This is a genomic window from Paenibacillus sp. 01T442 (assembly GCF_056398345.1).
Window position 1 is genome coordinate 337,054 of record NZ_JBFTPF010000001.1, and the last position, 23,005, is coordinate 360,058.

Genomic DNA, 23,005 nt, shown 5'->3' on the forward strand with positions numbered 1-23,005 from the left:
TTATGGCTGATTCGAAAGATTGTATTAAATTTAAAATTGGAAAGGACAAGATTACAATGATGCTTTCTCAACAAATGATGCCCGCACCAAGAAATGGCGGATTTAAAATGGAGGGATTCTGGGTTTGGTGCGGTTCCGTTATAAAAGGTGATGACAACCGATATCATATGTTCGCATCAAGATGGTCCAAGGATTTGCCGATGCATCCTGGCTGGCTTGTAGCTTCAGAGATTGTACGGGCGGTTTCGGATACCCCAGAAGGACCTTACCAATTTGAAGAAGTTATATTGCCTTCTAGAGGGGCAGAATATTGGGATGGAAGAAGCACCCACAATCCACAGATTCTTAAGCATAAGGATACTTACATTTTATACTACATGGGGTCAACCCACCCCTTCAAGGATGTAGATTCGGAAGAACAATTTGATATGAATGATCCAAGGTGTATCGTAGCACGATCCAATAAGAGAATAGGAATTGCTACTTCGAAGAGTTTAACAGGACCTTGGACTAGGTTAGACAGCCCCATTTTGCACCCTAGACCGGACAAGTTTGACAACTTTTTCACTTCCAATCCGGCACCCTGTATTCATGAAGACGGTTCCGTTCTGCTCGTGTATAAGTCGAGAACGTATAAATCAAAGCCGTATCCGACATTTTTACATAGTTTTGAAATGTCATTTGGTGTGGCTCGTGCCGATCACTATTTGGGTTCCTATACGGCATTATCAGGTGAATCCATTTTTCCTACTGAAACTTTTAATTTAGAGGATCCGTTTATTTATCAAGTGCCAGGCGGGTATGAAATGATCGCCAAGGATATGACCGGCAATATATGCGGCGAGTACCATGGGGGGATTTTAGCACGATCCAGAGACGGCTTGAAATGGGAAGCTATTAAGGACCAGAAATCATATACGCGGATGATAAAGTGGGATGATGGAACGAAGCAAAAAATGGGAAGTCTAGAGAGGCCATTCATTTTATTTGAAGAAAATAGACCGACACATATGTTTTTCGCGACAGCAGACGGTCCTGGGGAATTTACAAGTGCTTCAAATACGTGGAATATGGTTATCCCTTTAAAATAATAATTTTATAGAAGCAGTCAGGTCATCCTGGCTGCTTTGTCATTATGTAGCACTTATCTAACACGCGAATGCGAGTATGCGATATGAGCCTAAAAGGTAAACATTGTGCACACTTGGGTAAAATCCATATCTCGTTGATTGTTATTTTTTTGATTATCATTACAGTATATCGATCGCGGAAACGTGAAACAACTAGAGAAGGAGTGAGTCGAAGTGGCAATGAATTTGGATATAAACAAGGTAGAAGTGCAGCCAAAGGTTCGTAAAAGATCCTATTGGACAAATCAGAGAAGAGAATCTGCTATAGGTTTAATGTTTGTTGCACCTGAATTTCTTGGCATAATACTATTAGGTGTTTTCCCGTTGCTATTCTCGTTATATTTGAGCTTTACGGAATGGAATTTGGTAGGTGGGGTAAAAGCCATTCATTTCATTGGATTGGATAATTTCAAAGCATTGTTAGCAGATAAGAAGTTATACCTCGCTCTAAAGAACAATGCGCTCTATACGCTTGTAACTGTTCCAATTGGCATGGCGCTTGGCTTAATTTTTGCGGTAATTATCAATTCGGCCGTATATCTCAAGGAGTATTTCAAAGTGGTTTTCTTCATTCCTTATATAGCAACCGGTGTTGCTGTAGCAACTGTGTTTACGGCGCTGTTCCACCCATCTAAAGGGCCAGTCAATCATTTGCTTATGAGCATAGGGATTACTGATCCGCCTAAGTGGTTAGGAAGCACAGATTTTGCCCTCTGGGCAATTATTATTGTAGCCGTATGGATTAATATCGGTTATAACATTGTGATCTACTTGGCAGGATTAACGAATATTCCAGAAGATTTGTACGAGTCTGCATCCATCGATGGGGCGAATTGGGTTCAGAGGTTTTTAAATATTACATTGCCGCTGCTCGGACCAACGACGTTTTTCCTTAGTATCACATCCATCGTCGCTTCCTTTAAAGTTTTCGATTTAATTGCTTTTTTGACAGATGGTGGTCCTAATAACTCCACAAACGTACTTGTGTATTATATCTACGAAGAGGGCTTTAGAAACTTTCGTATGGGTTATGCATCTGCATTGTCTTGGGTTCTATTTCTCATTATTTCCGTTGTGACTGCCATTACGTGGTGGATTCAAAAGAAACAATTTTAGAGAGTTGGTGAAACGATGGGTACAACCAAAATTACGAAGAGTGTCATTACTGTATTCATGGGACTCTTATCCTTATTATTTATATCGCCATTGCTATGGATGTTATCTGCTGCCTCGAAAATTGAAAAAGATGTGATGGTGTTCCCGATTCAGTGGATTCCTACGCAATGGAATTTTATCAACAATTTCAAAACTGTGTGGATGGGAACCGTTCCATTCGGTTTGAATTACTTTAACTCCTTTAAAATTGCGGCCATTTTGACATTACTCACATTGCTTTTCTCATCGATGGCTGGTTTTGCATTTGCAAAGCTCAATTTTCCTTTCAAAAATCAGATGTTCATCTTATTGTTATCCTTTTATCTTGTCCCAGCAGAGTCGACATTGGTTCCTCGATTCATTATGATTAAATGGCTGGGTCTCTACAATACACATGCTGCCTTAATTGTGATGGGGGCTTTCTCGATTGCCTTAACATTCTTAATGAGACAGTTCATGTTGAGTATTCACCATGAATATTTAGAAGCAGCCAAAATCGATGGGGCAGGTTTTTTTCGAATTTATTGGCAAATCGCACTGCCTATGGCTAAGCCGATCGTTGCAACTGTAGGAATCCTGAAATTTCTATGGACTTGGAATGACTATCAGAATCCGCTGATCTTCTTGCTGAACAAAAAATTATTTACAATTCCTCTGGGCATGGGAGCTTTCAAAGATGAATATGCCACCAGCTATGCAATCACTATGATGGCTTCAGTCTCAGCGATTATTCCGCTTGTCATTATCTTTATTCTTTTACAAAAACAAGTGATTAACGGAATTGCCGGCGGCGGGGTCAAAGGATAAGAGACAATAATAGTGCACAACCAAATCAAAATAGTGCACACAACGATAAGAAATAACCATATACAATAGGTTTATCAACACAGTCCAATTCAAATAATTCATAGGGGGAACAAAGATGAAAGCTTTAAAAATGATTTTAGTATCAGGGTTGGCAGTCTCCATGTTGGCAGGCTGTGGAAAACAGCAAACACCGAACGCGACGGTGACTCCAGCTGCAACTGCTGCAACCGCTGCCAATCCAGTGACGATTAATTATTACAACTGGGCTACTGGCCCATCCATTGAGCAGATCAATCAAATTATTGGTAACTTTGAGAAGAAGAACCCAAATATTCATGTAGAGAATGTACAATTAGTCAATAATGGCAACATACTGGATTTTTACAAGAAGCTTGATCTCATGGCTGCATCCGGAGAAAGCATCGACGTAACAGATTTTTCAAATGTTGACTTCGTAACTGAAAGAGCAGCTCGTGGTGTATTAGAGCCACTCGATGAATATCTGAAAAAAGACAATATCAATGCTGATAATACCTACTTCATGACACCGAAATACGATGGTAAGGTATTTGGACTGGAAAATAGCAGTCAGCTTTGGTTGGTCGCAATCAACAAAGATGCTCTTGACGCTGCAAAATTGCCTGTTCCAACATGGGGCTGGACTTGGGATGATTTCCGCGATTACGCGAAGAAGATGACGAAAGGCAGCGGTGATACCAAACAATACGGCGCTTTCTTCCATACTTGGGGAGAATATGCGAACATGACAGCCTATACCGAGCTGCCAAATCCATATTTGAAAAAGGATCAAACGCCGGTTTTCGGAGACGAGTCGTTCAAAAATTTCTTTAATCTTCGTCGTGCAATGGAGAAAGACGATCAATCCGTTAAGCTTTACTCGGACATTATTGGCGGCAAGCTGCGTTACGATTCCGAGTTCCTGGGCGGCAAGGCAGCAATGATTCCTACTGCAAACTTTGTCTTGAATCTGATTAAGGATACAACCAAATTCCCGCATACATTCAAAACCGTATTCGCGCCGATGCCTGTCTCCTCTAAAAATGTAGAGGTTGGAACTTCCAATCTCGGTGGAGGCTTTGTAAGCGTAGGGAAAAGCTCGAAGTATAAGAAAGAATCTTATGAATTTGCCAAATACTTGACACAGCAATTGGACCTTATCCGTGATTTGCCAGGTTTGAAAGATGTCGATAAAGATAAAGTTCTTAAAGCACTTGTCGGTGACAAAACGGATTTGATTGATGTTAACTCCCTTTCTGCAACGCTGTTCGACAAGCGCATTAAATCGGTTTACGACCCGTCCTACTCTACATCGTACTCCAGTCAGTTGAAACCGGTTCTGGAAAACGGATTAAGCACATTCTTGCTTGATAATCTAACACCGGAAGCTGCACAAAAGAAAATGATTGAAGATGCGAATAAAATTATTCAACAAAACAAAAAGTAGGTTAAAGGCGGCCAAAAGGCTGCCTTTCTCTGTTCTCAAGTATCCGAAAATATATGCTATAGTGGCTATAAAGAATTTTGTGAGACTGGAGTTAAGAGAGCATGAAATGGCTAATGAGATTTTCATTTTACAGGAAAACCCAAATATCATTTTCGATATTCATTTTACTTCCGCTCACGTTCGTTACTTTAGTGTCTTATACTTTGGTAAAGAACATGGTCATAGACAAAGTGCACGATACGAATCAGAGTGTCGTTAATGTCATTTCATCCGACTTGAACAAAAATGTGGAGGATATCATATACGCCTCTTATTTATTCAGTAACAAAAATAGTAGTTTTTACAATGATTTGGTTTCCTTCAAGGATGTTCAGAAACTGAGCTCATCGCTAGACTACTTCACCAGTAAACGAATTTCCGAATATCTAGATATAGCTTTTTCGAAAACTTCAGGGCTAAATGCACAAGTGTTCTATGTTAACAAAAGTAATTTTGTCAGCTATGCTACCAATAACTCTTTGGACTACACGGATTTAACCCGGTGGCTGTCACAAGTAAACCCATCTGAATTGAACAATATACCCACGAGTCCTGTCCAATGGTTAAAAAGTAAACGAATCAAACAAGTATACACCAATGTGTCAGAGTCATATTATTTTGCCGTGAAAGTAATTCGAAATGCTGACAATGGAGAAATGATCGGAACATTGTACGTAGGCATACCCGCTGAATACTTTGACCATTCGTTCGCCAGAAGCGGTTCAGGTCAATTTCAGCTTTATAACTCAGAGGGAGAACTGATTTATAGTTACCCCAAAGAGCACTCGTTATTGGACCGAATATCTGAACTAGAAGTGCAGTCCACAATTCCTCGAGCAGGATGGAGGTTAGTGTACCAATTTTCTTCAAAGGAGATTACCGCGGAAATCTCCAAGGTGTTCAGTTTTTATGCCATTATTTTATCCTTGTGCATACTATTATTTTTAATTATTTCCTTTTTCATCGCAAAAACGCTGCATACGCCGTTGAACAAGCTTCGAAATACGGCGGAGCAATTCGGCGGCGGAAACAGGCTGGTCCGTTTTCAAGTAAGTGGAAAAGATGAAGTGTCTGTTCTCGGGGGTGCCTTTAACCATATGCTTGATCAAATCAATCTGCTTATTACGGAAGTTGAACAGGAGCAGGAGGAGAAGCGGATTATTGAACTTGACGCGCTGTTCTCGCAAATCCGGCCTCATTTTCTGCTTAATACGCTGAATTCGATCAAGTGCAACTTGGTGACGGAAGGGGACTCTGTCAATAGTAGGCAAATTGATGCTTTAATGAGCTTACTGCGAGCGTATATGCGCGTTAACGAGAGATGTACATTATTGCAAGAATGCAAGCTGCTAGGCGATTATATCGAAATCATGCAAATGCGCAATGATATAAGTGTACAGTTAGATATCCATATCGAAAAAGAACTTGAGGATATGGAAGTTCCGCGTCTATGGCTTCAGCCATTGGTCGAAAATTCTATCGTACACGGATTTGCTGACATTTCAGTTCAAGCAGCTATTTGGGTTAGCGCGGAAAAACAGAAAGGGCAATGTCGAATCGAAGTGAAAGACAATGGGACAGGCATGAACGAAACGGAAATGAATGAACTGCTGAGGAGGGTGCTGCAATCTGGTTTGGAACCTCAGGCGTCCAATCAACGGATCGGTTTGGCCAACGTATATAACAGACTTCGGCTGACATACGGCAAAGATGTTAAGATGGATATTCGATCAAATGAGCTTGGCGGCACTTCAGTTATTTTCATTTTCAAAAATATAGATAGCACAATGGAAAGGTGATCGGAAGATGATGAATGTGATGATTGTTGATGATGATGCCCCGATGATCAAATATTTGCTAAATCTAATCCCCTGGAATGAAATGGGCTTGAAAATCGTTGCGACCGCCAATTCCGGAGTTAAAGCACTACAGTTATTTGAAGTCACCGGTCCTCATCTGGTTATTACCGATATCGGTATGCCGAAAATGGACGGAATCGAACTGTCTGAACAACTCAAAAAGCTTCAACCCCATGTGAGGATTATCTTTCTTACCTGTCACGAAGATTTCCATTATGCTCGGAAAGCTGTGAAATTAAATGCAGATGATTACTTAATAAAGGACGAATTAACCGCCGATACACTAAAGCAAAGCATTGAAAAAGCTGTGAGACACCAAGGTTTAATGAAGGAAGGCACCGAAAGATTGTCTTATCAGGAGGAAGTAGCCAGAAACAAAGATTTGCTGAAACGATCGTTCTGGAAACAGATCATATCTGGGGATCACTCGGAAGTGACTTTGACTACCGGAAGGAGACTTGGGATTGAGTGGAAAGATCCGTTCTTTATGCTTGGGCTAATCCATATAGATTATTCTACTCTAATCAAGTGCTATGAAATAAAGGATAAGCAGCTTATCTATTACGGGTTATATAACATTGCCCAAGAATTAGCCTTAAGCATGGATGGCATTTCAGTTTTTGCCGAAGAGGGGCTGGAGTTACATTGCATAATGAATTATCGTCATAATTTGGCTGTCAATCCTGCTGAGTCATTTCGTAGATTTGCGTTAGATCTGCAGAGTAAGGCTGAAACGTATCTTAGGCTTGATACCTGTATCGTGTTTAGCAATGAGTTTCAGGGTTTAACGGGAATTGGCAAGACTTATGAGGAACTGAAACAGTACAATTTAGGACTTTATTATGAAAGAGCTTCGCTCCTTAAGATGCCATCCAAATTTACTGGCTTAACGTTTAATGGTTTCGAGACCAAAGATGAGAATTTTAAAGAAAAGCTGCTTCATGCTTATCGTGAAGAAGATATAGTCGCCGTTTCAGATGTTTTGGATAGTGCGGCAGAGCGAGCGGCAGTTGAAAAGTCATCGTCTATTTCATTCATCTCACAAATATCTCAGTGGGTACGACTATTAGAGAATGAGTCAGGTTATGACAAGGATCTCTCCTCATTTCACTCAGACTTAGAAAAAACGGTACGTTTGCAAGAGACATTGCAAAGTGTAAAAGAACGGGTTCGTACTATCATGCACGAAGTTGAGTCAGAAGAAACACAAGGGATTGATAAACACAAGCAGCAAATGATTGATCGTTATATACTGGAGCATCTGTCTGAAAATATTTCCTTGGTCGCAATCGCCAATCATTTGTATTTGAATCCGAGTTATTTTTCAAGGTTCTTCAAAAAAATGACGGGACTCAACTTCACTGATTATGTACATCATTCTAAGATGAAAATTGCACTTCAAATGTTAAAAAACAGAGAGCTGACGATCGAAATGATCGCTGCCAAGCTTGGTTATTCCGATCGCACGTATTTTTCGAAGGTTTTTAAGAAATATAATGGAATAAGCCCGGTTGACTATAAGKGGAAGCATGGAAGGCTTTGATCCGATCGTACAGATTCGAAAAAAAATGCACCGACGCATGAAATAGGGAAATGGAAGTTGCTAGACCATCCCTATATAACCAAATGCGAGGTGCATTTTCTTTTGTTGCAAATCTTCTCTTTTATATGACTTTTGCTAAAGCAGAAAGGGTTGAGATTGCACATACAGGTAAAATATTCACACATTCATAAAGCAGTTTTTTTTGTATTCTATGATTATGCGGAGGTGAATGTTGGAAAGCGTTTTACTACAGTGAATGAAACTACCTGAATATAGCCAAAATTACCGGCAATGGACTTCTTGCAATGCATACAGGTGTGCCACGGTGACAGCAAAAATTCAGGTTATTTGACTCCAAAATACCACTTCAAAAATTAATTTGTAAAAAATCTATTTTATTAGAATAGCCAGCAAACCCTTGCGTTTGCTGGCTTCTTGCACTTCAAAACTTATTTGTCACCCAACAACCACCTGTTGGGTGACAAGTAAGTTTTGAAGTAGACAATAAATCGTTAATTCGTAACCTTATTCAGATTATATTTACGACTTTTCCCGGGGGAAATCGTTCCTTTCTCCGGTTTTTCCGCCTGCTTACTTCCTCTATAATCTTATTCATGTAAGCACTTTCTTTAACAGGTGCACCGGAGAGAATAGGAGGAGAACCGTTAGATCCACTGAAACGAAAGAGACCAACTGACGAGGAAATTCAAAAGGATATGGAAGTATGAGCTGTTATATATTTTGTTTTTTCCTGCGTTAGCATAGGTGATTGATTATATTTGATTTTCTCCCGCCAACTACGGTTCGACAGTAGAGCTGGAGTTCTTGTTACACATTCAGGAGGTGAATTAGCGCATGAAAAGAAATTTGATTCGGACTTTGTGTTTGCTTCTTGCCGTTCTTCTCTTGCCATGGTATTCGTTACGCGCTGAGGCGACGGTGGCGAATCCGCTATTTACGGACAGTTTCGCTGGGGGATTAGGCAATTGGGATTTATTTGGAAGTACAGCATGGACGATTGAAGGAAGTGGAGAAGCTGCACAACTTAAAGGGGCAACATCGGCAACATCTCCGCAGCGGGCGGTGGTCAAGTCTGCCAAGCTTCCATATAGTTCTACCGATTACATCGTCGGATTTTCGGCAAAGGGAGATCGGTTCCGTGTTATATTCCGGTATTCGTCCAGCACGAATTATTATTTTTTGGAATTTAAAAATACGAAATCTGTTGAGCTGTGGAAATACCCCAACTCATCAACTAACGTTCAGGTAGGCGCGTCTGTAGATATCGGTTCGCATATCTCTGGATTCAATTTGACAGATTGGCATCAGTATCAAATTGAGGTTAAAGGAAGCAACTTTAAGCTTTCCATAGACGGAGTTGCGGTGACAACTTTCACGGATACATCGCTCACCGCAGGCGGAGTCGGCCTTTCTGTAAAAAGTATGGGTCCGGCTGTCAGCTTAAATGTTGAGCAATTGACGGTTTCGCCTGTCGTCGTCGAGCCTGCATTTACGATCGAGCACACGMCTCTGTCAGAAATTCCGTATAATACCGATTTACCGGTTTCTTTTACACTAACGGGTTCGAGCACACCTGTATCCGCAGTTATCCATTATGGTTACGGAGACGAAGCCCTTGATCAGGACATTCAAGCGACAGGCAGCGGAAATGGCCCGTATACGGGGACGATTGCAAGCACGAACCAGTCCAGCCACATTCGCTATTACTTGACTGCTGGATGATGAAGGAAAAACCGTGAATGCAGCGCCTGCCAATTGGAAAGTGGGCGGTAATACCAGAGTCATACAGTTACCCGACGGCAACAAGGTATTCAACCTGAATGGTTCGGGCAGCGCCAAGCTGAACTTGCCGATGTATCAAAATGCAGACAATTTCGTTGTCAAGTCGGGCCTGATACAAAGTGTATCAGGCGGTAGTTTTGCTACGACAGCCTCATTACCCGCGAGGAAATGGCTGATCTGATGGTTAGAGCCTATTCATACCAGTATGGCGCCATGAGTTTACAAAATGACTTGCTGGTTGGATTTGTAGATGGCGATCATGCTGCAGATTGGGCGAGAAACGGTATTAATCAAGCGATTGAGCTAGGTTTGATGACAGGACAGGCGGATCGCCAATTTGGTCCCCGTATCCAAGCGAATCGGGCTGAAACGGCACAAGTAATATACAACTACCTGTATAGCCCAACTGTGAAACGAATAAAAAAATGAGATCATGCTGCGTTTTCAACAGGAGGATTAAATGGAAAAGATCAATTCGGAAAAATATGCCCACAAGGTATACTCGTTCATGATGCATAGTCAACAGAAGGAATGGGGCAATCACGCGTGGGCCGACTGGGCAATGAATATCAACAAGTGGGATTGGAACCCTGGAGTAGGTATTGTCGCTTTATTAGAATATGGAAAAGACACAAGGAAACATGAAATCTTTGGAGAGATTGAAGCCTGGGTGGGTAAAAATAGTGAACAAGCGGATAAAGTGAAGGTTATTAATGCTATGGCGCCTTATGCTGTCTTTCCGCATCTGTATGAAGTGACGAGAAACGCGCAATATGCAGAGAAGGCAGGAGAAATCGCGTCGTGGATGATCGAGCAGGCCCCTCGCACGAGGGAAGGCGCCTTTGAACATACGGTGACTGAGAATGCGACGTTTCGCGAACAGATTTGGGCGGATACCATCTTCATGGCAGTCTTGTTTCTGGCTCGCGCTGCACGGTTGAAATCGGACCGGCGAATAGCGAAGGAGGCATTGTTGCAGGTGTTATTGCATCTTCGCGCCTTGCAGGATGAAACGACGGGACTGCTCTTCCATGGCTGGAATTGTGAAACGAGCGATTGGATGTCCGCTTCCCAGTGGAATCGTGCGAATGCTTGGATTGCCATGGGAGTACCCATGATTCTGGAGGAGATCGCGGACGACTTTGTTGATAATGAATTGCTAGGAGAAATTAAAGACAGGTATCACAAACTCGTTGAGGCGCTTGTAAAGCGGCAAAATGACAGCGGATTATGGCCTACGGTACTGGATCGACCGGATTTTTATGAAGAAACGTCGGGCTCAGCTGGTATTGCCTGCGGGTTGTACAAGGCAGTTCGCATGGGACTGGTTCCTTCCTCTATGCAAAGTAGCGCAGATCAGGCTTTAACAGCCGTGATATCCCAAATTTCTGATAGCGGAGCCGTTAAAGGTGTATCCGGGGGTACTCCTGTGCTCGCGAGTGTTGAAGCATACAACGAAGTTCCTATTTTTCCTACCTTGTACGGGCAGGGCATGACCTTACTGCTTCTTTCAGAGGTGCTAGGTCATCAACAACGATAAACAAATAACCTGGGGGTACGCAATGCTACAATCCGCAAAACAATCCAAACATCGTTATCAGGTGACAGGCGGCGGCGACAAGTTTCAAGCTCTCTTAACCGTCGAGGTTCCTGAAGAAGGAATCGAACTCGTGCATATCTCTGTTACGGCGGAACAGCCTGAAACACCGTCTGTATTACGGCTGACTTGGGAGCAACCGATCATGGATATTCAGGGCGCATGGCATCCAAATGGGAATCGGAACCGCGGGCTGATGCCTGATTTTGTAAAAGGTGGCTATCCAAGTAAATCGACCAGTTCGGCGCCGGTCGTCTGTCTGTTTAACGGTGCAAGCCGAAATCGAATGACGTTCGCTTTGTCGGATACGCTTAATCCCGTTGTATGCAAAGCGGGGGTTCACGAAGAGACCGCAGTGTTCCATTGCTCCGTTACCTTGTTTGAAGAACCTACATCTCCGTTTGAAAGTTACGAAGCGACGCTGCGGGTGGATGTGCGTAATTTGGCTTATTACGATAGTTTACATGAAGTACAGACGTGGTGGAGCGGACTGACGGGGTTAACCTCGTCGCCGGTTCCTGCTTCCGCACGCGAGCCAATGTATTCAACGTGGTACAGCCTCCATCAATCCATCAATCCAGAGGCGATCGAGGAGCAGTGCCGTTTGGCGAAAGAACTCGGATGCGAGACGATCATCGTTGACGACGGCAGCAAACCTCCGATATTGCCCGCGGTTACGCCTTTTGCGGCGACTGGGAAGTATGTGCGGATAAAATACAGGATATGAGAGCCCATGTCGGGAGAGTTCACAGCCTCGGCATGAAATACATGCTGTGGTATTCCGTTCCCTATGTCGGACGCCATAGCAAGGCTTGGCATCGGTTCCGCGACAAGATGCTCTATACAATTGAATCGCGGGGCTACGGGGTTGTCGATCCACGCTATCMCGAAGTCAGGGAATATTTGATCAGTCTTTATGAAACGGCCATACAGGAGTGGAATTTGGACGGTTTCAAGTTGGATTTTGTTGATAGCTTCTACCTTCCCGAGGAGAAGAAGCATGACGTAGGCAGAGGCCGCGATTATGTTTCAGTACCCGAAGCGGTTGACCGTCTCATGTCCGACATCATGGATCGGCTCCGTAGAATTAATCAAAACGTGATGATTGAATTCCGACAAAGCTATGTAGGGCCTTACATGCGCAAATACGGAAACATGTTCCGTGCGGCAGATTGTCCGAACGATTCCATCGAAAACCGGGTGCGGACCATCGATATCCGATTGCTGTGCGGCGATACGGCTGCCCACTCCGATATGTTGATGTGGCACCCGGAGGAACCGGTGGAGAGCGCAGCGCAGCAACTGATCAACGTTCTGTTTGCGGTGCCGCAGCTCTCTGTGCTCCTTGAACGTCTGCCGGCCGAACACGTCAAAATGACCGCCTTTTGGCTCGCCTTCTGGAACGATCATCGAAGCGTTCTGTTGGATGGACGCCTTGAACCCCACAATCCGGAACTGATGTATCCGCTCGTCTTGGCGAGCAATACGGCTAAGTTGATTGCGGCTGTCTATCACCGAACGGTCGTAACGCTGGATCGTGATTTGCCGGAGACGATTATTCTTGTCAACGGTACGCGGAGCGACGGTGTCATTATGGAGCTGGACAGAGATGGCGGAAGCCGGACAATAGAGATTAAGGATTGCATGGGGAATGTTGTGGAACAATCCGTGTTTCATATGCAGGCAGGCGTCCATTCTCTTCCTGTTCCGCCAGCGGGTATCGCAACTCTAACCGGAGGGATTTGATGGGGGCAAACCCGAATGAAACGATCTCTTGTTTTAAAAGCTTACCCGGGTTCCTCGTCCAGTCTTGTGGGCAAATCGAATGCGACTTTTCCCCGGTACTATTGTCCTTCACTCCGGTTTTCCGATCATCTTATTTCAGGTAAGCTAACTATTGTAAGCACTTTCTTATTAAGTGCGGTTAGAGAGAGATAGGAGGAGAGTAAGATGGAGTTGGTGACCGCTAGGATCGCCGAGACTAGAAAGACGATGCTTAGGAAGCGGCTAAAGTGGATTTTGAAATACAAATTGTTATATATCTTGCTGCTTCCCGCTTTTGTATGGGTTTTCATTTTTGATTATCTCCCTCTTTACGGGATCAGCATTGCGTTTATGGATTATAACGTTATTCAAGGATTCTCAGGCAGCGAGTGGGTCGGGCTGAAATATTTCCGATTGCTTTTCGAATCCGAGATGTTCCGCAATGCTTTCAAGAACACGCTGCTTATCAGTCTGTACAAAATGATCAGCGGCTTCCTTTGTCCCATCCTGTTAGCGCTTGCACTGAACGAAATCCAGGCTGCCTGGTTCAAGAAGACGCTTCAAACCGCGGTCTATCTGCCGAGGTTCGTGTCCTGGGTCGTATACGGAGGGATCATCACGCTGCTGCTCTCGCCGGAAACAGGCGTCATCAACAAGATCATCGAGTTTTTCGGCGGAAAATCGGTTTATCTGCTTGTTGAACCCGCTTACTTCCGAACGATCCTCGTCGTCACCGACGCGATGAAGGAAATGGGCTGGGCCGCTATCATCTATATAGCAGCCATCGCCGGGCTCAACCCGGAGGTTTACGAAGCAGCCACGATGGACGGAGCTACGCGGTTTAGTCGGATCTTTCACATCACCTTGCCAGGAATTACGGGGTCTATCATTGTTATCTTCATCCTGAGAGTTGGATACATCATGAGCGCAGGGCTAGATCAGGTCATCAACTTGTACAATCCGATGGTATTTGAGATGGGGGACATCCTGGATACCTACATTTACCGGATAGGCATCGAACAGTTCAACCTCAGCCTTGCTGCAGCTGCTGACTTCATCAAGGGTGTCATCGGGCTAGCGATGGTGCTGCTTGCCAACCAAATCGCCAAGCGGATCAATGATTCCGGTATTTTCTGACATGGGGGAAACGTATCTATGAAACTCACGAGAGGCGAGACCGCCTTTGTCACCACCAACTATATCGTTCTCACTGTATTAACAATATTGATTGTCATTCCATTTTGGTACGTCATTTCCGTATCAGTTACGCCTTATCATATTTTCAGCGAGAAGAATGGGATGATTCTATTTCCGACCTCTTTCAGTTTTCAATACTATGAATATCTGCTGAAGAAAGGCTCCCTGATTTATACCTCATACGGAAACACGATCCGCAACACGGTGGGGGGCGTCATGCTTGCTTTGTTTCTTACCGTCACGGCGGCTTACGCATTAGCGGAGAAGAAATTGCCCGGCAGGCGGGTCATCATGCTTTACTTTGTCTTTACGATGCTGTTCAAAGGCGGGATGATCCCCACCTACATCACCATCAAGCAGTTGGGTCTGCTGGACACCAACTACGTTCTCATCTTGGTGATGGCCTACAGCGCTTTCAACATGATTATTATGAAATCATTCTTTGAAGGCATTCCAGAGAGCTTGAGGGAATCAGCCTCTATGGACGGAGCTTCCGAGTTCAGAATCTTGTGGCAGATTGTACTTCCTCTGTCCATGCCAGTTATAGCAACCATCGGTCTCCTCTACTTGGTTGTATATTGGAACGATTTCTTTAATGCTATGCTGTATGTGACCGACTGGCACAAAGCACCCGTACAGCTGGTTCTCCGAACCATTATCGCTAGCTCCAGCCTTCCGCCGGAGCTGTTAGAAGCAGCTGGTTCGTCACCGCCGCCTGCGATAGGCATCCAAATGGCCGCTATCGTGATCGTAGCCATGCCTATGCTGATCATCTACCCGTTCATCCAAAAATATTTTGAACAGGGTATGCTGGTAGGTTCAGTAAAAGGTTAAGTAACTCAGTCCTTTCCAAACGGTTTATCCCCATTAGGGTAAATATAGAAGTTAGAAGTTATACCAAGGAGGTCTATTATTCATGTCAAATCAAACGAAGAAATGGTCTTTTGGCGTTCTCGCTGCCGTACTGGCCGGAACCGTAACTGTTGCGGGATGCAGTAAAGATAACGGAGCAGGCAGTGTGTCACCTTCACCGGCAGGAGGTTCGGCGTCAGCATCGGTTTCGCCTAAAACAGAAGTGCCATATGAGCTCAAATGGTTAAAAGCGCAAGATATTTCCAAACCCTACGATCCTTCGAAAGATGTCGTCAAGCAAGCTATCGAGAAAAAACTCAACATCAAAATCGTTCCCGAATTGGTGGATGTCCAACAGTATAAAACTAAACTCAATCTGAAGATGGCAAGCGGTGATATTCCCGATGTGGTGAGAATTGATTTTGCCGATGACTTCCAGAAATATGCCCCTCAAGGAGCTTTTGTCGATCTTACCAATCTCATCAATGAGAAGGATACGCCTAATATCTTAAAAGAAGTGCCGAAGGAAATTTTTGAGCAGGCGAAGGTAAACGGCAAAATCTTCGGGATTCCTTATCAAGGGGGACCTGGTGCTGGGTACCGTTGGAATCTAGTCATGCGTAAGGATTACCTCGATGGAATGGGTGCCAAGGTGCCGAAAACGCTCGATGAATATTACAACCTGCTGAAAAAGGTCAAGACGGAGAAACCGGATGTCATTCCACTGGGAGGGTATACGGCTCAGATCGGCCAGCAGAAATTTGCTAACAATTCCTTTGACAATATATTCGGTGCATTTAGTGTGACACCCGGCTATTTCACCGAAAAGGACGGCAAATTCAGCAATTACGATATTGATCCCAAAATGAAAGATGCACTTCAGTTCCTGCAAAAGATGTACGCGGAAGGCCTGATCGACAAGGAGTTCGCGACCATTAAGGAAGAGCAGCTGAGGGCTAAGCTTTACAGTGGAAAATTGTTCTCATGGATGGGCTGGTGGTCGACGCCAAACGATTATGATACCCAAGTGGAAACGACTGAGCTCAAGAAAAGCGGAAAGCTGGCGGCAGATGGGAAGCTTCCGAACCAGGTCGATCTACCTTTTAAATATCTGACGTTAACTGACTCTCTCGTCGGTGCAGATGGCAAAGCGGTAGCTCCACAAGGTGCTCCTTTCAGCCAGGTGAATGCGATCAGCGCCAAGACCAAAGATCCGAAGAAGGCTCTGGCTATTATCGAAAATTCCTTGTCTTTGGAAAATCAAATGCTAACCGTGTGGGGAATCGAAGGGGAAGACTACAAACTCGAGAATGGCAAGATGAAGGTGATGACCAACGACATCGTAGACCCGACGACAATGCTGGACAAAAACGGGAGTTTCCGCGGTGTGCAGAGCTATCTGTTTGCTCCGGGACTGCATGGCTGGCCGCGTTATCTGGATTCTCTACAGACCCGGAATGCTCAGGCGCTTGATGTCGCGATTAATAATAAGTTCCAGATTACGGACGCTTCCAACTATTTAGATTCACCGACGAAGATCGCTAAGCTGGTGGAACTGAACACGATGCGTGACTCTGTCTTTACGCAGATCATTATGGGTGCCGACATCAAGAAGTTCGACGAGTTTGTGGATAAATGGAAGTCACAAGGCGGTACACAAATCTTGAAAGAGCTAGAAGAGTCCTTCAAGAAGAAAACCGGCAAATAAAAGCTTCCTCTTGCAGGAGGATATCACCTGCTTGAAGAAACCTTAAGAGATTGGGGAGCCCCTCGGCCAGCGAATTACGGCTGAAGGGGCTTCTGCAATAATGCCAGCTAAAGAGGGGGATGAGGATGGCAGTATGTAAACGAAAGCGGAGCAGGAATTCGAGATTGCTTACAAGACTGAGTCTTCCGATTTTTGTGTTGATCGTCACCTTCATCGCTCTTTTTGCAACGGCGGCCAGTTACGTCCTTATTCGAGTGCAGAACGACCATACCCTCAAGATGGCGGAACAGTCGATGAAATTTGTTTACAGGAATATCGGATACCAATTCGATACAATGAATAACGTAGCGGCTTTTATTTTATCCAATCAATCGATTGAAAATTTGCTGGAAAGCTCTTATCAGGAACCATTCGAGGCGGTCGGCGATTTTTATTCACTCCAGACCAACTTGCAGAATCTGTCCTTGTTGTCTCTCCTGAACGATTTCGGCTCCCATAATGTGGCGCAGCAATCCTATGTTGTTTCCGTCGCGTTGGAACCGGGGAGCGGGCTTTACGAAATGGCACCAGATCATTTTTACCCGTCAACGGGAATATTTAAGAATGGGGATCTGAAGAGTGAGGAATGGTTTCGAAGCCTGAGTCGTGGGGAACGACAGACTGTGTGGTGGGGCCAAAGGACGGACCGATTAAATGCAGCTATGATCTATTCGGCGAGAAAAAAGACGAGTATCAAAGACGGCCGAAACATCGGTACGGTGATCGTTGCTGCGGATACTGGGAGCATCAAGGGTGCTTTCGACAATGCACCGCTGGAGAAAGGCTATCATTTGCTGCTGGATGAAAGCGATCGTGTTATCTTCAGCGAGCGATACGATTTCCTCGACAATGTGGGAGAGCTTCCCTATGTGCGTTCATTGACTGGCACCAAGGGATCAATCGTAACTAGAATCAACGGAGAAAACCACAGGGTGATGTTCGAGACACTGGAGAACGGTTGGAAGCTGCTGGCGGTAGTTCCTGAGAGCCATTTCAGCAGATACACCTTCGTTATATCAGCAATCGGAGCGGCCACCGCCGCAGCTGCCTTGCTGGTCGCGGGTTTCTGGCTCAGAAGAATCGTCATACGGGTCACCGTTCCCATTACCAGGCTGGTTACAGCTATCCAACGTCCGGAAGTCGTGGAATTTAAAGAACCGCTTCCTTATCAAAATACAGGGATCTATGAAGTGGATGAGCTGAACCAGAAGTTTGCATCCATGCTCGTCACCATTCATAGTCTGATCGAGAAATCCTTTGCCGAAGAGATAGAACGCCGAGTGATTCAGCTTGAGCTCTTACATGCACAAATTAATCCTCATTTTTTATATAACACGTTGGATTTAATCAATTGCCGAGCCATCATGGCGKGGGATCAAGAAACGAGCCAGATCGTCCGTTCCCTTGCCAATGTTTTTCGTTACGGCTTGAATCAGGGGCAGGCCTGGATCTCCTTGGAAGGGGAGGTTAAGCAGGTCGAAGCCTATCTCCATATTCAAAAGATGATGATGGATGATCTGCACGTGGATATACGAATACCTGACGATCTCGTGTCCATCAACATTGTGCACCTTACTTTGCAACCGTTGGCCGAAAATGCCATCATTCACGGGTTTGCCGACCGTCCGTCTGATTGCCGGATCACAATTTCAGCCCGACTGGAGGGGATAGCGCTTTTGCTGCGGGTCGAAGATAATGGACGAGGCTGCGAGGCAGATAAAATGAACCGCATGCTCCGGCAGCAGCCTGTGAACGATCCTGTCGGCAAATCGAACAGCGGTGGAACCGGCTACGGCACCATGAATGTTCATCGGAGAATTCAACTGCATTGCGGGGAGGCGTTTGGTTTGCGTTATGTTGAAGTAAGTGAGGGCACCTGTGTCGAAGTCGTTCTGCCCTGCAGTACGGAGCAGTCGGTATGAAGATCGGGGGAGTTGCTAATGTTTAAGCTGCTTATTGCGGAAGATGTGAAGACCATCCGTGAAACTTTGGTGCGTGCCATTCCATGGCAGGCTTTAGGCATCACCTTGTTGGGTGCTGTAGAGAATGGGGAAGAGGTGTTGGCGTGGCTCGACCGTGAGGAACCGGACCTGCTTTTAACTGATATTGGGATGCCCAAGATGAACGGTTTGGAGTTGATTGAGACCGTAAAAGCTCGTAATCCGGACATCCGCTACATCATTTTATCTGGATTGAGTGAGTTTGAGCATGCAAGGCAGGCGCTAAAGCTTCAAGTGTTGGACTATGTCCTGAAGCCTATCGATCCGGTTGAAATAGAAAGGGTTGTTTCGCGTGCGGTCGAAGTGCTTCACAAAGAACGGGAAGAGCGCCGGAAGTTGACCGTCGCAGAGCATGCCACCAAGGTAGAGCTTCCATATTTGTCGGATACGTTGCCTCAAGGGGAATGGTATGGAAGTTTGAAAAAGACGAAGCTGGTTGAACAGGCGATTCAGTATATGAAGGAAGAATTTACACGTAGGGAACTGACGCTAGCGGATGTGGCGGCCTCAGTCGGATTAAGTGAAAAATATTTGAATCTGCTGTTTAAAGAAATAACCAGTATGACGATCAATCATTGGATCATTCGTCTCCGTATGGAGGAAGCGGGCCGGCTGCTGAAGGATCCCGCGATAAAAATCTACGAGATATGTGACCGGATCGGGTATACAGACCAGGACCACTTCCGGGAGAACTTTAAGAAGCAGTTCGGTTTGACGCCGACTGAATATCGGAACAAGTTTTTGTAACTCCGCCTTCAAGGCGCAGGAATAGAATAAAGCACAGTAGAGAGGGGAATGAGCCGATCTGCTGTGCTTTTTCTATTTTATTTTAGTAGTAGATGATGGACTAAATTCATTTTTAATATAGAAATTACTTGAATTCGTTCATTCACCACCGAAGCATGACATGCTATACTCATGTTATTTTGGTATACAAACGACACGATGACTATGTAAATAGAGGGGGAGTTTTACTGTGAGTCGCATTTTGCTTGTTGATGATGAAATCTATGCTATTGAGGGACTTAAATATAACATCGCATGGGAATCACTGGGATTTGCAGAGATTTTTGAAGCCTATAATATCGAAATGGCCCAAAAGATTGTAACAGAACATCCCATTGATATCATGATATGCGACATAGAGATGCCAAATGGCAATGGTCTTCAATTGATGGAATGGGTCAAATCGTATTATCCTTCCATAATTGTTGTGTTTCTTACTTGTCATTCGGAGTTTGATTATGCGAAAAAGGCGCTTCAATTCGGTGTAATTGATTATGTCGTTAAGCCAGTCAATTTCTCAGAACTTGAAGAAATTATTGTGAAAGCATTGGAAATCCGCAAAAAAGAATTAGGATTTGAAGAAATCAAAGAGGCGTATGAGAAGTTTTATCCGTTGTGGGAGGTCAAAAAGCCGCTGCTGATTGAACGAATTTGGCAAGATTATTTGGATGAGCGTATTTCGAAAGATCCGGTCAAGATAGAAGGCGAGCTGCAAGAAGTCGGGTTGACCCTCTCAGACAGCTTTATGATCCTGCCCATCCTCATCAGTGTGGAAAAGTGGCAGCGAGAATTCAGTTCCAGAGATGAGGAAGTCTTGGAATATGCCTGCCGGAATGCAGCAGTAGAACTGGTGATTCAGCAGGATAATGGGCTTGCCTTACAGGATCACGCTGGCATTAACGTGATCTTCATCTACTCGGATGGAAGTGAACCGCTTTCCCTGGAAGACTGGCGTATGAGATGTGAGACCTTTATTCGAGCCTGCAAGGAACACTTTTATTGCCAAGTATCGTGTTACATCGGGAATTGGGCGACCATTCAGGACTTATATCGTGTTTATCAAGATTTGATTGCCATGGAAAGCAACAATGTGACCTTGTCCAATCAGGCATTTATGTACCAGAGGCAATTTKGACGTAAGGGCGAAAAAACAGTGATTGAACTGGTGAAAACCTATATTAAAGAAAATCTAACCACAGAAATAACCCGCGAGGACATAGCGGCATCTGTACATTTAAATCCGGCGTATTTATCTCGTTTTTATAAGAAAGAAACAGGTGAAACGCTTACCGATTTCATTACGTTCGAACGGATGAAGATGGCTAAGGATCTCTTATTAGGTACAGATGCGACTATCAGCCAAATTGCCGTTTCTTTGGGCTATACACATTTTTCTCATTTTTCTAAAATGTTTAAGCGCGCTTATCAGATGACACCTTATGAATTGCGGAAATTGAACAACTGAGCGACGAGAGAGGGATGAACATGAAAGACAGGAATTCTCTTATTTTCAAATTTATAAGCGTTTTTACTTTAGTATCCCTGCCCTTATTTTTGTTATTGTTTTTCAGCAATAGCTATGCCATGAATCTGGTCCGTGATCAAGTTGCCCAAACGAATTCGAGCCTCTTAAGCGGGCAAATGAGTCATATTGACAGTAAGTTATCAGAAATCAATACCTATATGTTCAGGCTAGCCCTACAGGATCCGGCGGTCATTTCCTTGGAGCTGCAGCCCCGCGGAAGTGATGAATACTTGATGACGCGAATCGCTGCTGCCAATACGATGGAGAAGGATATTAATTACTATAGCGAGTTAGGGGCTTTATTCGTTTATTCAGCCAAAACGCAAGATCTTATTATGACAAGAGCTAACGGTTCACAAATTCCCCAGAATAAAGGGACAGAGGATTTTATCTATGAATGGATGCGGAGTGAGGGACTATCCATGAAACAGGAGGATGGCTGGAAAACCGTGAAGGTTGCTGGCATTCCTTGTTTAATTCATGTCGTGAAGTCAGGGACGAGTCTATACGTAGGGAGTATCATTCCCATTCAAAGCTTGGCTGCTCCTTCCAATAAGGTTCAATTGGTCGAGGATGAACAAATTATTTTCTTCTCGGAGCAGGCAGAACCGTTAACTGCAACGACGATTTCCCCAAACTATTTAAACCAGCTTACAAGCAAGTTTCTCAAAACAAATAAGGCTTTTCAAACGGTGGAGATCCCTGATAAGTACTTATTGGTTATGAATCGCTCCCAGGTCTCTAATATGATCATGACGGTTCTCTTACCAGAGAAAAATGTCTATAGACAGCTCTCTTTGCTGCAAAAGTTAATCTATTTCCTACCCTTTGCCATTGGCTGTTTCCTCATTATTAACTTAGTTCTACTTAAAAAAATCGTCGTAAATCCGATTATTCGTGTTGTTCGTGCCATGAGACGAATCCAGGAGGGAGATCTGCAATATAGAATGCCGCCTAGCCATTCCAAGGAGTTGGACTTGCTTTCGGAGACTTTTAACACCATGTCTGCTGAAATTTCCTCTTTAAAAATCAATGTCTATGAAGAACATATCAAAACGCAACAGGCGGAAATTAAGCACTTACAATTGCAAATCAATCCCCACTTCTTATTGAATTCTTTAAACATTGCCTATAACCTGATTGCAACTAAGAAATCCGAATTGGCGCAGAGAATGATGGTCCATCTCATGAATTATTTTCGTTCCATGATGCGAAGCCAACAAAGAATGGTGACGATCACAGAGGAACTAAAGCACATTGACCACTACTTACAAATTCAAAAGATGCGTTTTCCATTACATTTTGATTACGCTATCGACATCGATGAGCAAGTCAGGGAACAGCTTATCCCTTCTTTGATTTTTCAACCTTTTGTTGAAAACGCTATTATCCATGGCATGGTTATGCAAGATGAGGGTTTTCATTTGAAAATAATCTGTTATGAAGAGCATTCCGATAATAGCCATGGCCTATGGATCCATATTGAGGATAACGGCAATGGGTTTTCGGCGCCGGCTTTGCAAAAATTTGTGGCAAGCGGTCAGTCATCAGAGGATGCCGGGAATTTGGGCATTCAAAATGTGAAACAAAGGCTGCAAGCGTATTATGCCAATAAGGCCCGTCTCATGATTGGAAATGGGCTGGAAAAAGGGGCGGTCGTTCGTCTTTTTATACCTAAGAAGTAACTTGAGTGATAGGTTCGGTATCTTGAGCGCTATCTGAAAAAAGCTGCACCC

Annotated in this window: 18 protein-coding genes; all 18 read left to right on the forward strand. The window is 44.2% G+C overall.

Annotated features, from left to right (window positions below; all coding sequences use genetic code 11):
* Positions 1-2: 2 nt before the first annotated feature.
* Positions 3-1,091: a glycoside hydrolase family protein gene (locus AC1DLM_RS01425; RefSeq protein WP_477568849.1), complete on the forward strand. Its 1,089-nt coding sequence runs from the start codon at positions 3-5 to the stop codon at positions 1,089-1,091.
* Between the two features lie 219 nt (positions 1,092-1,310).
* Positions 1,311-2,246, forward strand: coding sequence for a carbohydrate ABC transporter permease (locus AC1DLM_RS01430; RefSeq protein WP_477569060.1), 936 nt, complete (start codon positions 1,311-1,313; stop codon positions 2,244-2,246).
* 15 nt (positions 2,247-2,261) lie between these two features.
* Positions 2,262-3,092, forward strand: coding sequence for a carbohydrate ABC transporter permease (locus AC1DLM_RS01435; RefSeq protein WP_477568850.1), 831 nt, complete (start codon positions 2,262-2,264; stop codon positions 3,090-3,092).
* Between the two features lie 115 nt (positions 3,093-3,207).
* Positions 3,208-4,557 (forward strand): ABC transporter substrate-binding protein, encoded by a 1,350-nt coding sequence (locus tag AC1DLM_RS01440; protein WP_477568851.1) that lies wholly within the window; start codon positions 3,208-3,210, stop codon positions 4,555-4,557.
* A gap of 203 nt (positions 4,558-4,760) precedes the next feature.
* Positions 4,761-6,395, forward strand: coding sequence for a sensor histidine kinase (locus AC1DLM_RS01445; RefSeq protein ID WP_477568852.1), 1,635 nt, complete (start codon positions 4,761-4,763; stop codon positions 6,393-6,395).
* A gap of 7 nt (positions 6,396-6,402) precedes the next feature.
* On the forward strand, positions 6,403-7,998 hold the full coding sequence (locus tag AC1DLM_RS01450) for a response regulator transcription factor (protein WP_477568853.1): 1,596 nt from the start codon (positions 6,403-6,405) through the stop codon (positions 7,996-7,998).
* A gap of 855 nt (positions 7,999-8,853) precedes the next feature.
* Positions 8,854-9,741 carry a hypothetical protein gene (locus tag AC1DLM_RS01455; protein WP_477568854.1) on the forward strand — a complete coding sequence of 296 codons (888 nt, stop codon included), beginning with the start codon at positions 8,854-8,856 and terminating at the stop codon, positions 9,739-9,741.
* Between the two features lie 240 nt (positions 9,742-9,981).
* Complete coding sequence (locus tag AC1DLM_RS01460; RefSeq protein ID WP_441987720.1) at positions 9,982-10,230, forward strand: S-layer homology domain-containing protein; 249 nt, start codon at positions 9,982-9,984, stop codon at positions 10,228-10,230.
* 31 nt (positions 10,231-10,261) lie between these two features.
* Positions 10,262-11,341, forward strand: coding sequence for a glycoside hydrolase family 88/105 protein (locus AC1DLM_RS01465; protein WP_441987721.1), 1,080 nt, complete (start codon positions 10,262-10,264; stop codon positions 11,339-11,341).
* Between the two features lie 22 nt (positions 11,342-11,363).
* Entirely contained in the window at positions 11,364-12,125 is a 762-nt protein-coding gene (locus tag AC1DLM_RS01470) for a hypothetical protein (protein WP_477568855.1), read from the forward strand.
* A 32-nt stretch (positions 12,126-12,157) separates the two neighbouring features.
* A complete protein-coding gene (locus AC1DLM_RS01475) occupies positions 12,158-13,144 on the forward strand; it encodes an alpha-amylase family protein (RefSeq protein ID WP_477568856.1) in 987 nt (328 codons plus the stop codon).
* A 204-nt stretch (positions 13,145-13,348) separates the two neighbouring features.
* The gene (locus AC1DLM_RS01480) at positions 13,349-14,299 is read left to right on the forward strand and encodes an ABC transporter permease (protein WP_441987724.1); all 951 of its coding nucleotides are present in this window, start codon (positions 13,349-13,351) and stop codon (positions 14,297-14,299) included.
* A gap of 18 nt (positions 14,300-14,317) precedes the next feature.
* Positions 14,318-15,193: a carbohydrate ABC transporter permease gene (locus AC1DLM_RS01485; protein WP_441987725.1), complete on the forward strand. Its 876-nt coding sequence runs from the start codon at positions 14,318-14,320 to the stop codon at positions 15,191-15,193.
* A gap of 82 nt (positions 15,194-15,275) precedes the next feature.
* On the forward strand, positions 15,276-16,919 hold the full coding sequence (locus AC1DLM_RS01490) for an extracellular solute-binding protein (protein ID WP_441987726.1): 1,644 nt from the start codon (positions 15,276-15,278) through the stop codon (positions 16,917-16,919).
* Positions 16,920-17,044: 125 nt separating this feature from the next.
* Positions 17,045-18,880, forward strand: coding sequence for a cache domain-containing sensor histidine kinase (locus AC1DLM_RS01495; protein ID WP_477568857.1), 1,836 nt, complete (start codon positions 17,045-17,047; stop codon positions 18,878-18,880).
* Positions 18,881-18,898: 18 nt separating this feature from the next.
* Positions 18,899-19,705, forward strand: coding sequence for a response regulator transcription factor (locus tag AC1DLM_RS01500; RefSeq protein WP_441987728.1), 807 nt, complete (start codon positions 18,899-18,901; stop codon positions 19,703-19,705).
* A 229-nt stretch (positions 19,706-19,934) separates the two neighbouring features.
* The gene (locus tag AC1DLM_RS01505) at positions 19,935-21,209 is read left to right on the forward strand and encodes a response regulator transcription factor (RefSeq protein WP_477568858.1); all 1,275 of its coding nucleotides are present in this window, start codon (positions 19,935-19,937) and stop codon (positions 21,207-21,209) included.
* Positions 21,210-21,229: 20 nt separating this feature from the next.
* Positions 21,230-22,954, forward strand: a complete 1,725-nt coding sequence (locus tag AC1DLM_RS01510; protein ID WP_477568859.1) for a sensor histidine kinase — start codon at positions 21,230-21,232, stop codon at positions 22,952-22,954.
* Positions 22,955-23,005 lie beyond the last annotated feature (51 nt).

Bases quoted from the DNA above. Each gene is read 5' to 3' on its own strand.
- AC1DLM_RS01470 (WP_477568855.1), top strand. From the start codon at position 11,364: ATGCTACAATCCGCAAAACAATCCAAACATCGTTATCAGGTGACAGGC.
- AC1DLM_RS01490 (WP_441987726.1), top strand. From the start codon at position 15,276: ATGTCAAATCAAACGAAGAAATGGTCTTTTGGCGTTCTCGCTGCCGTA.
- AC1DLM_RS01435 (WP_477568850.1), top strand. From the start codon at position 2,262: ATGGGTACAACCAAAATTACGAAGAGTGTCATTACTGTATTCATGGGA.
- AC1DLM_RS01465 (WP_441987721.1), top strand. From the start codon at position 10,262: ATGGAAAAGATCAATTCGGAAAAATATGCCCACAAGGTATACTCGTTC.
- AC1DLM_RS01460 (WP_441987720.1), top strand. From the start codon at position 9,982: ATGGTTAGAGCCTATTCATACCAGTATGGCGCCATGAGTTTACAAAAT.
- AC1DLM_RS01480 (WP_441987724.1), top strand. From the start codon at position 13,349: ATGGAGTTGGTGACCGCTAGGATCGCCGAGACTAGAAAGACGATGCTT.
- AC1DLM_RS01425 (WP_477568849.1), top strand. From the start codon at position 3: ATGGCTGATTCGAAAGATTGTATTAAATTTAAAATTGGAAAGGACAAG.
- AC1DLM_RS01510 (WP_477568859.1), top strand. From the start codon at position 21,230: ATGAAAGACAGGAATTCTCTTATTTTCAAATTTATAAGCGTTTTTACT.
- AC1DLM_RS01500 (WP_441987728.1), top strand. From the start codon at position 18,899: ATGTTTAAGCTGCTTATTGCGGAAGATGTGAAGACCATCCGTGAAACT.
- AC1DLM_RS01485 (WP_441987725.1), top strand. From the start codon at position 14,318: ATGAAACTCACGAGAGGCGAGACCGCCTTTGTCACCACCAACTATATC.
- AC1DLM_RS01440 (WP_477568851.1), top strand. From the start codon at position 3,208: ATGAAAGCTTTAAAAATGATTTTAGTATCAGGGTTGGCAGTCTCCATG.
- AC1DLM_RS01430 (WP_477569060.1), top strand. From the start codon at position 1,311: ATGAATTTGGATATAAACAAGGTAGAAGTGCAGCCAAAGGTTCGTAAA.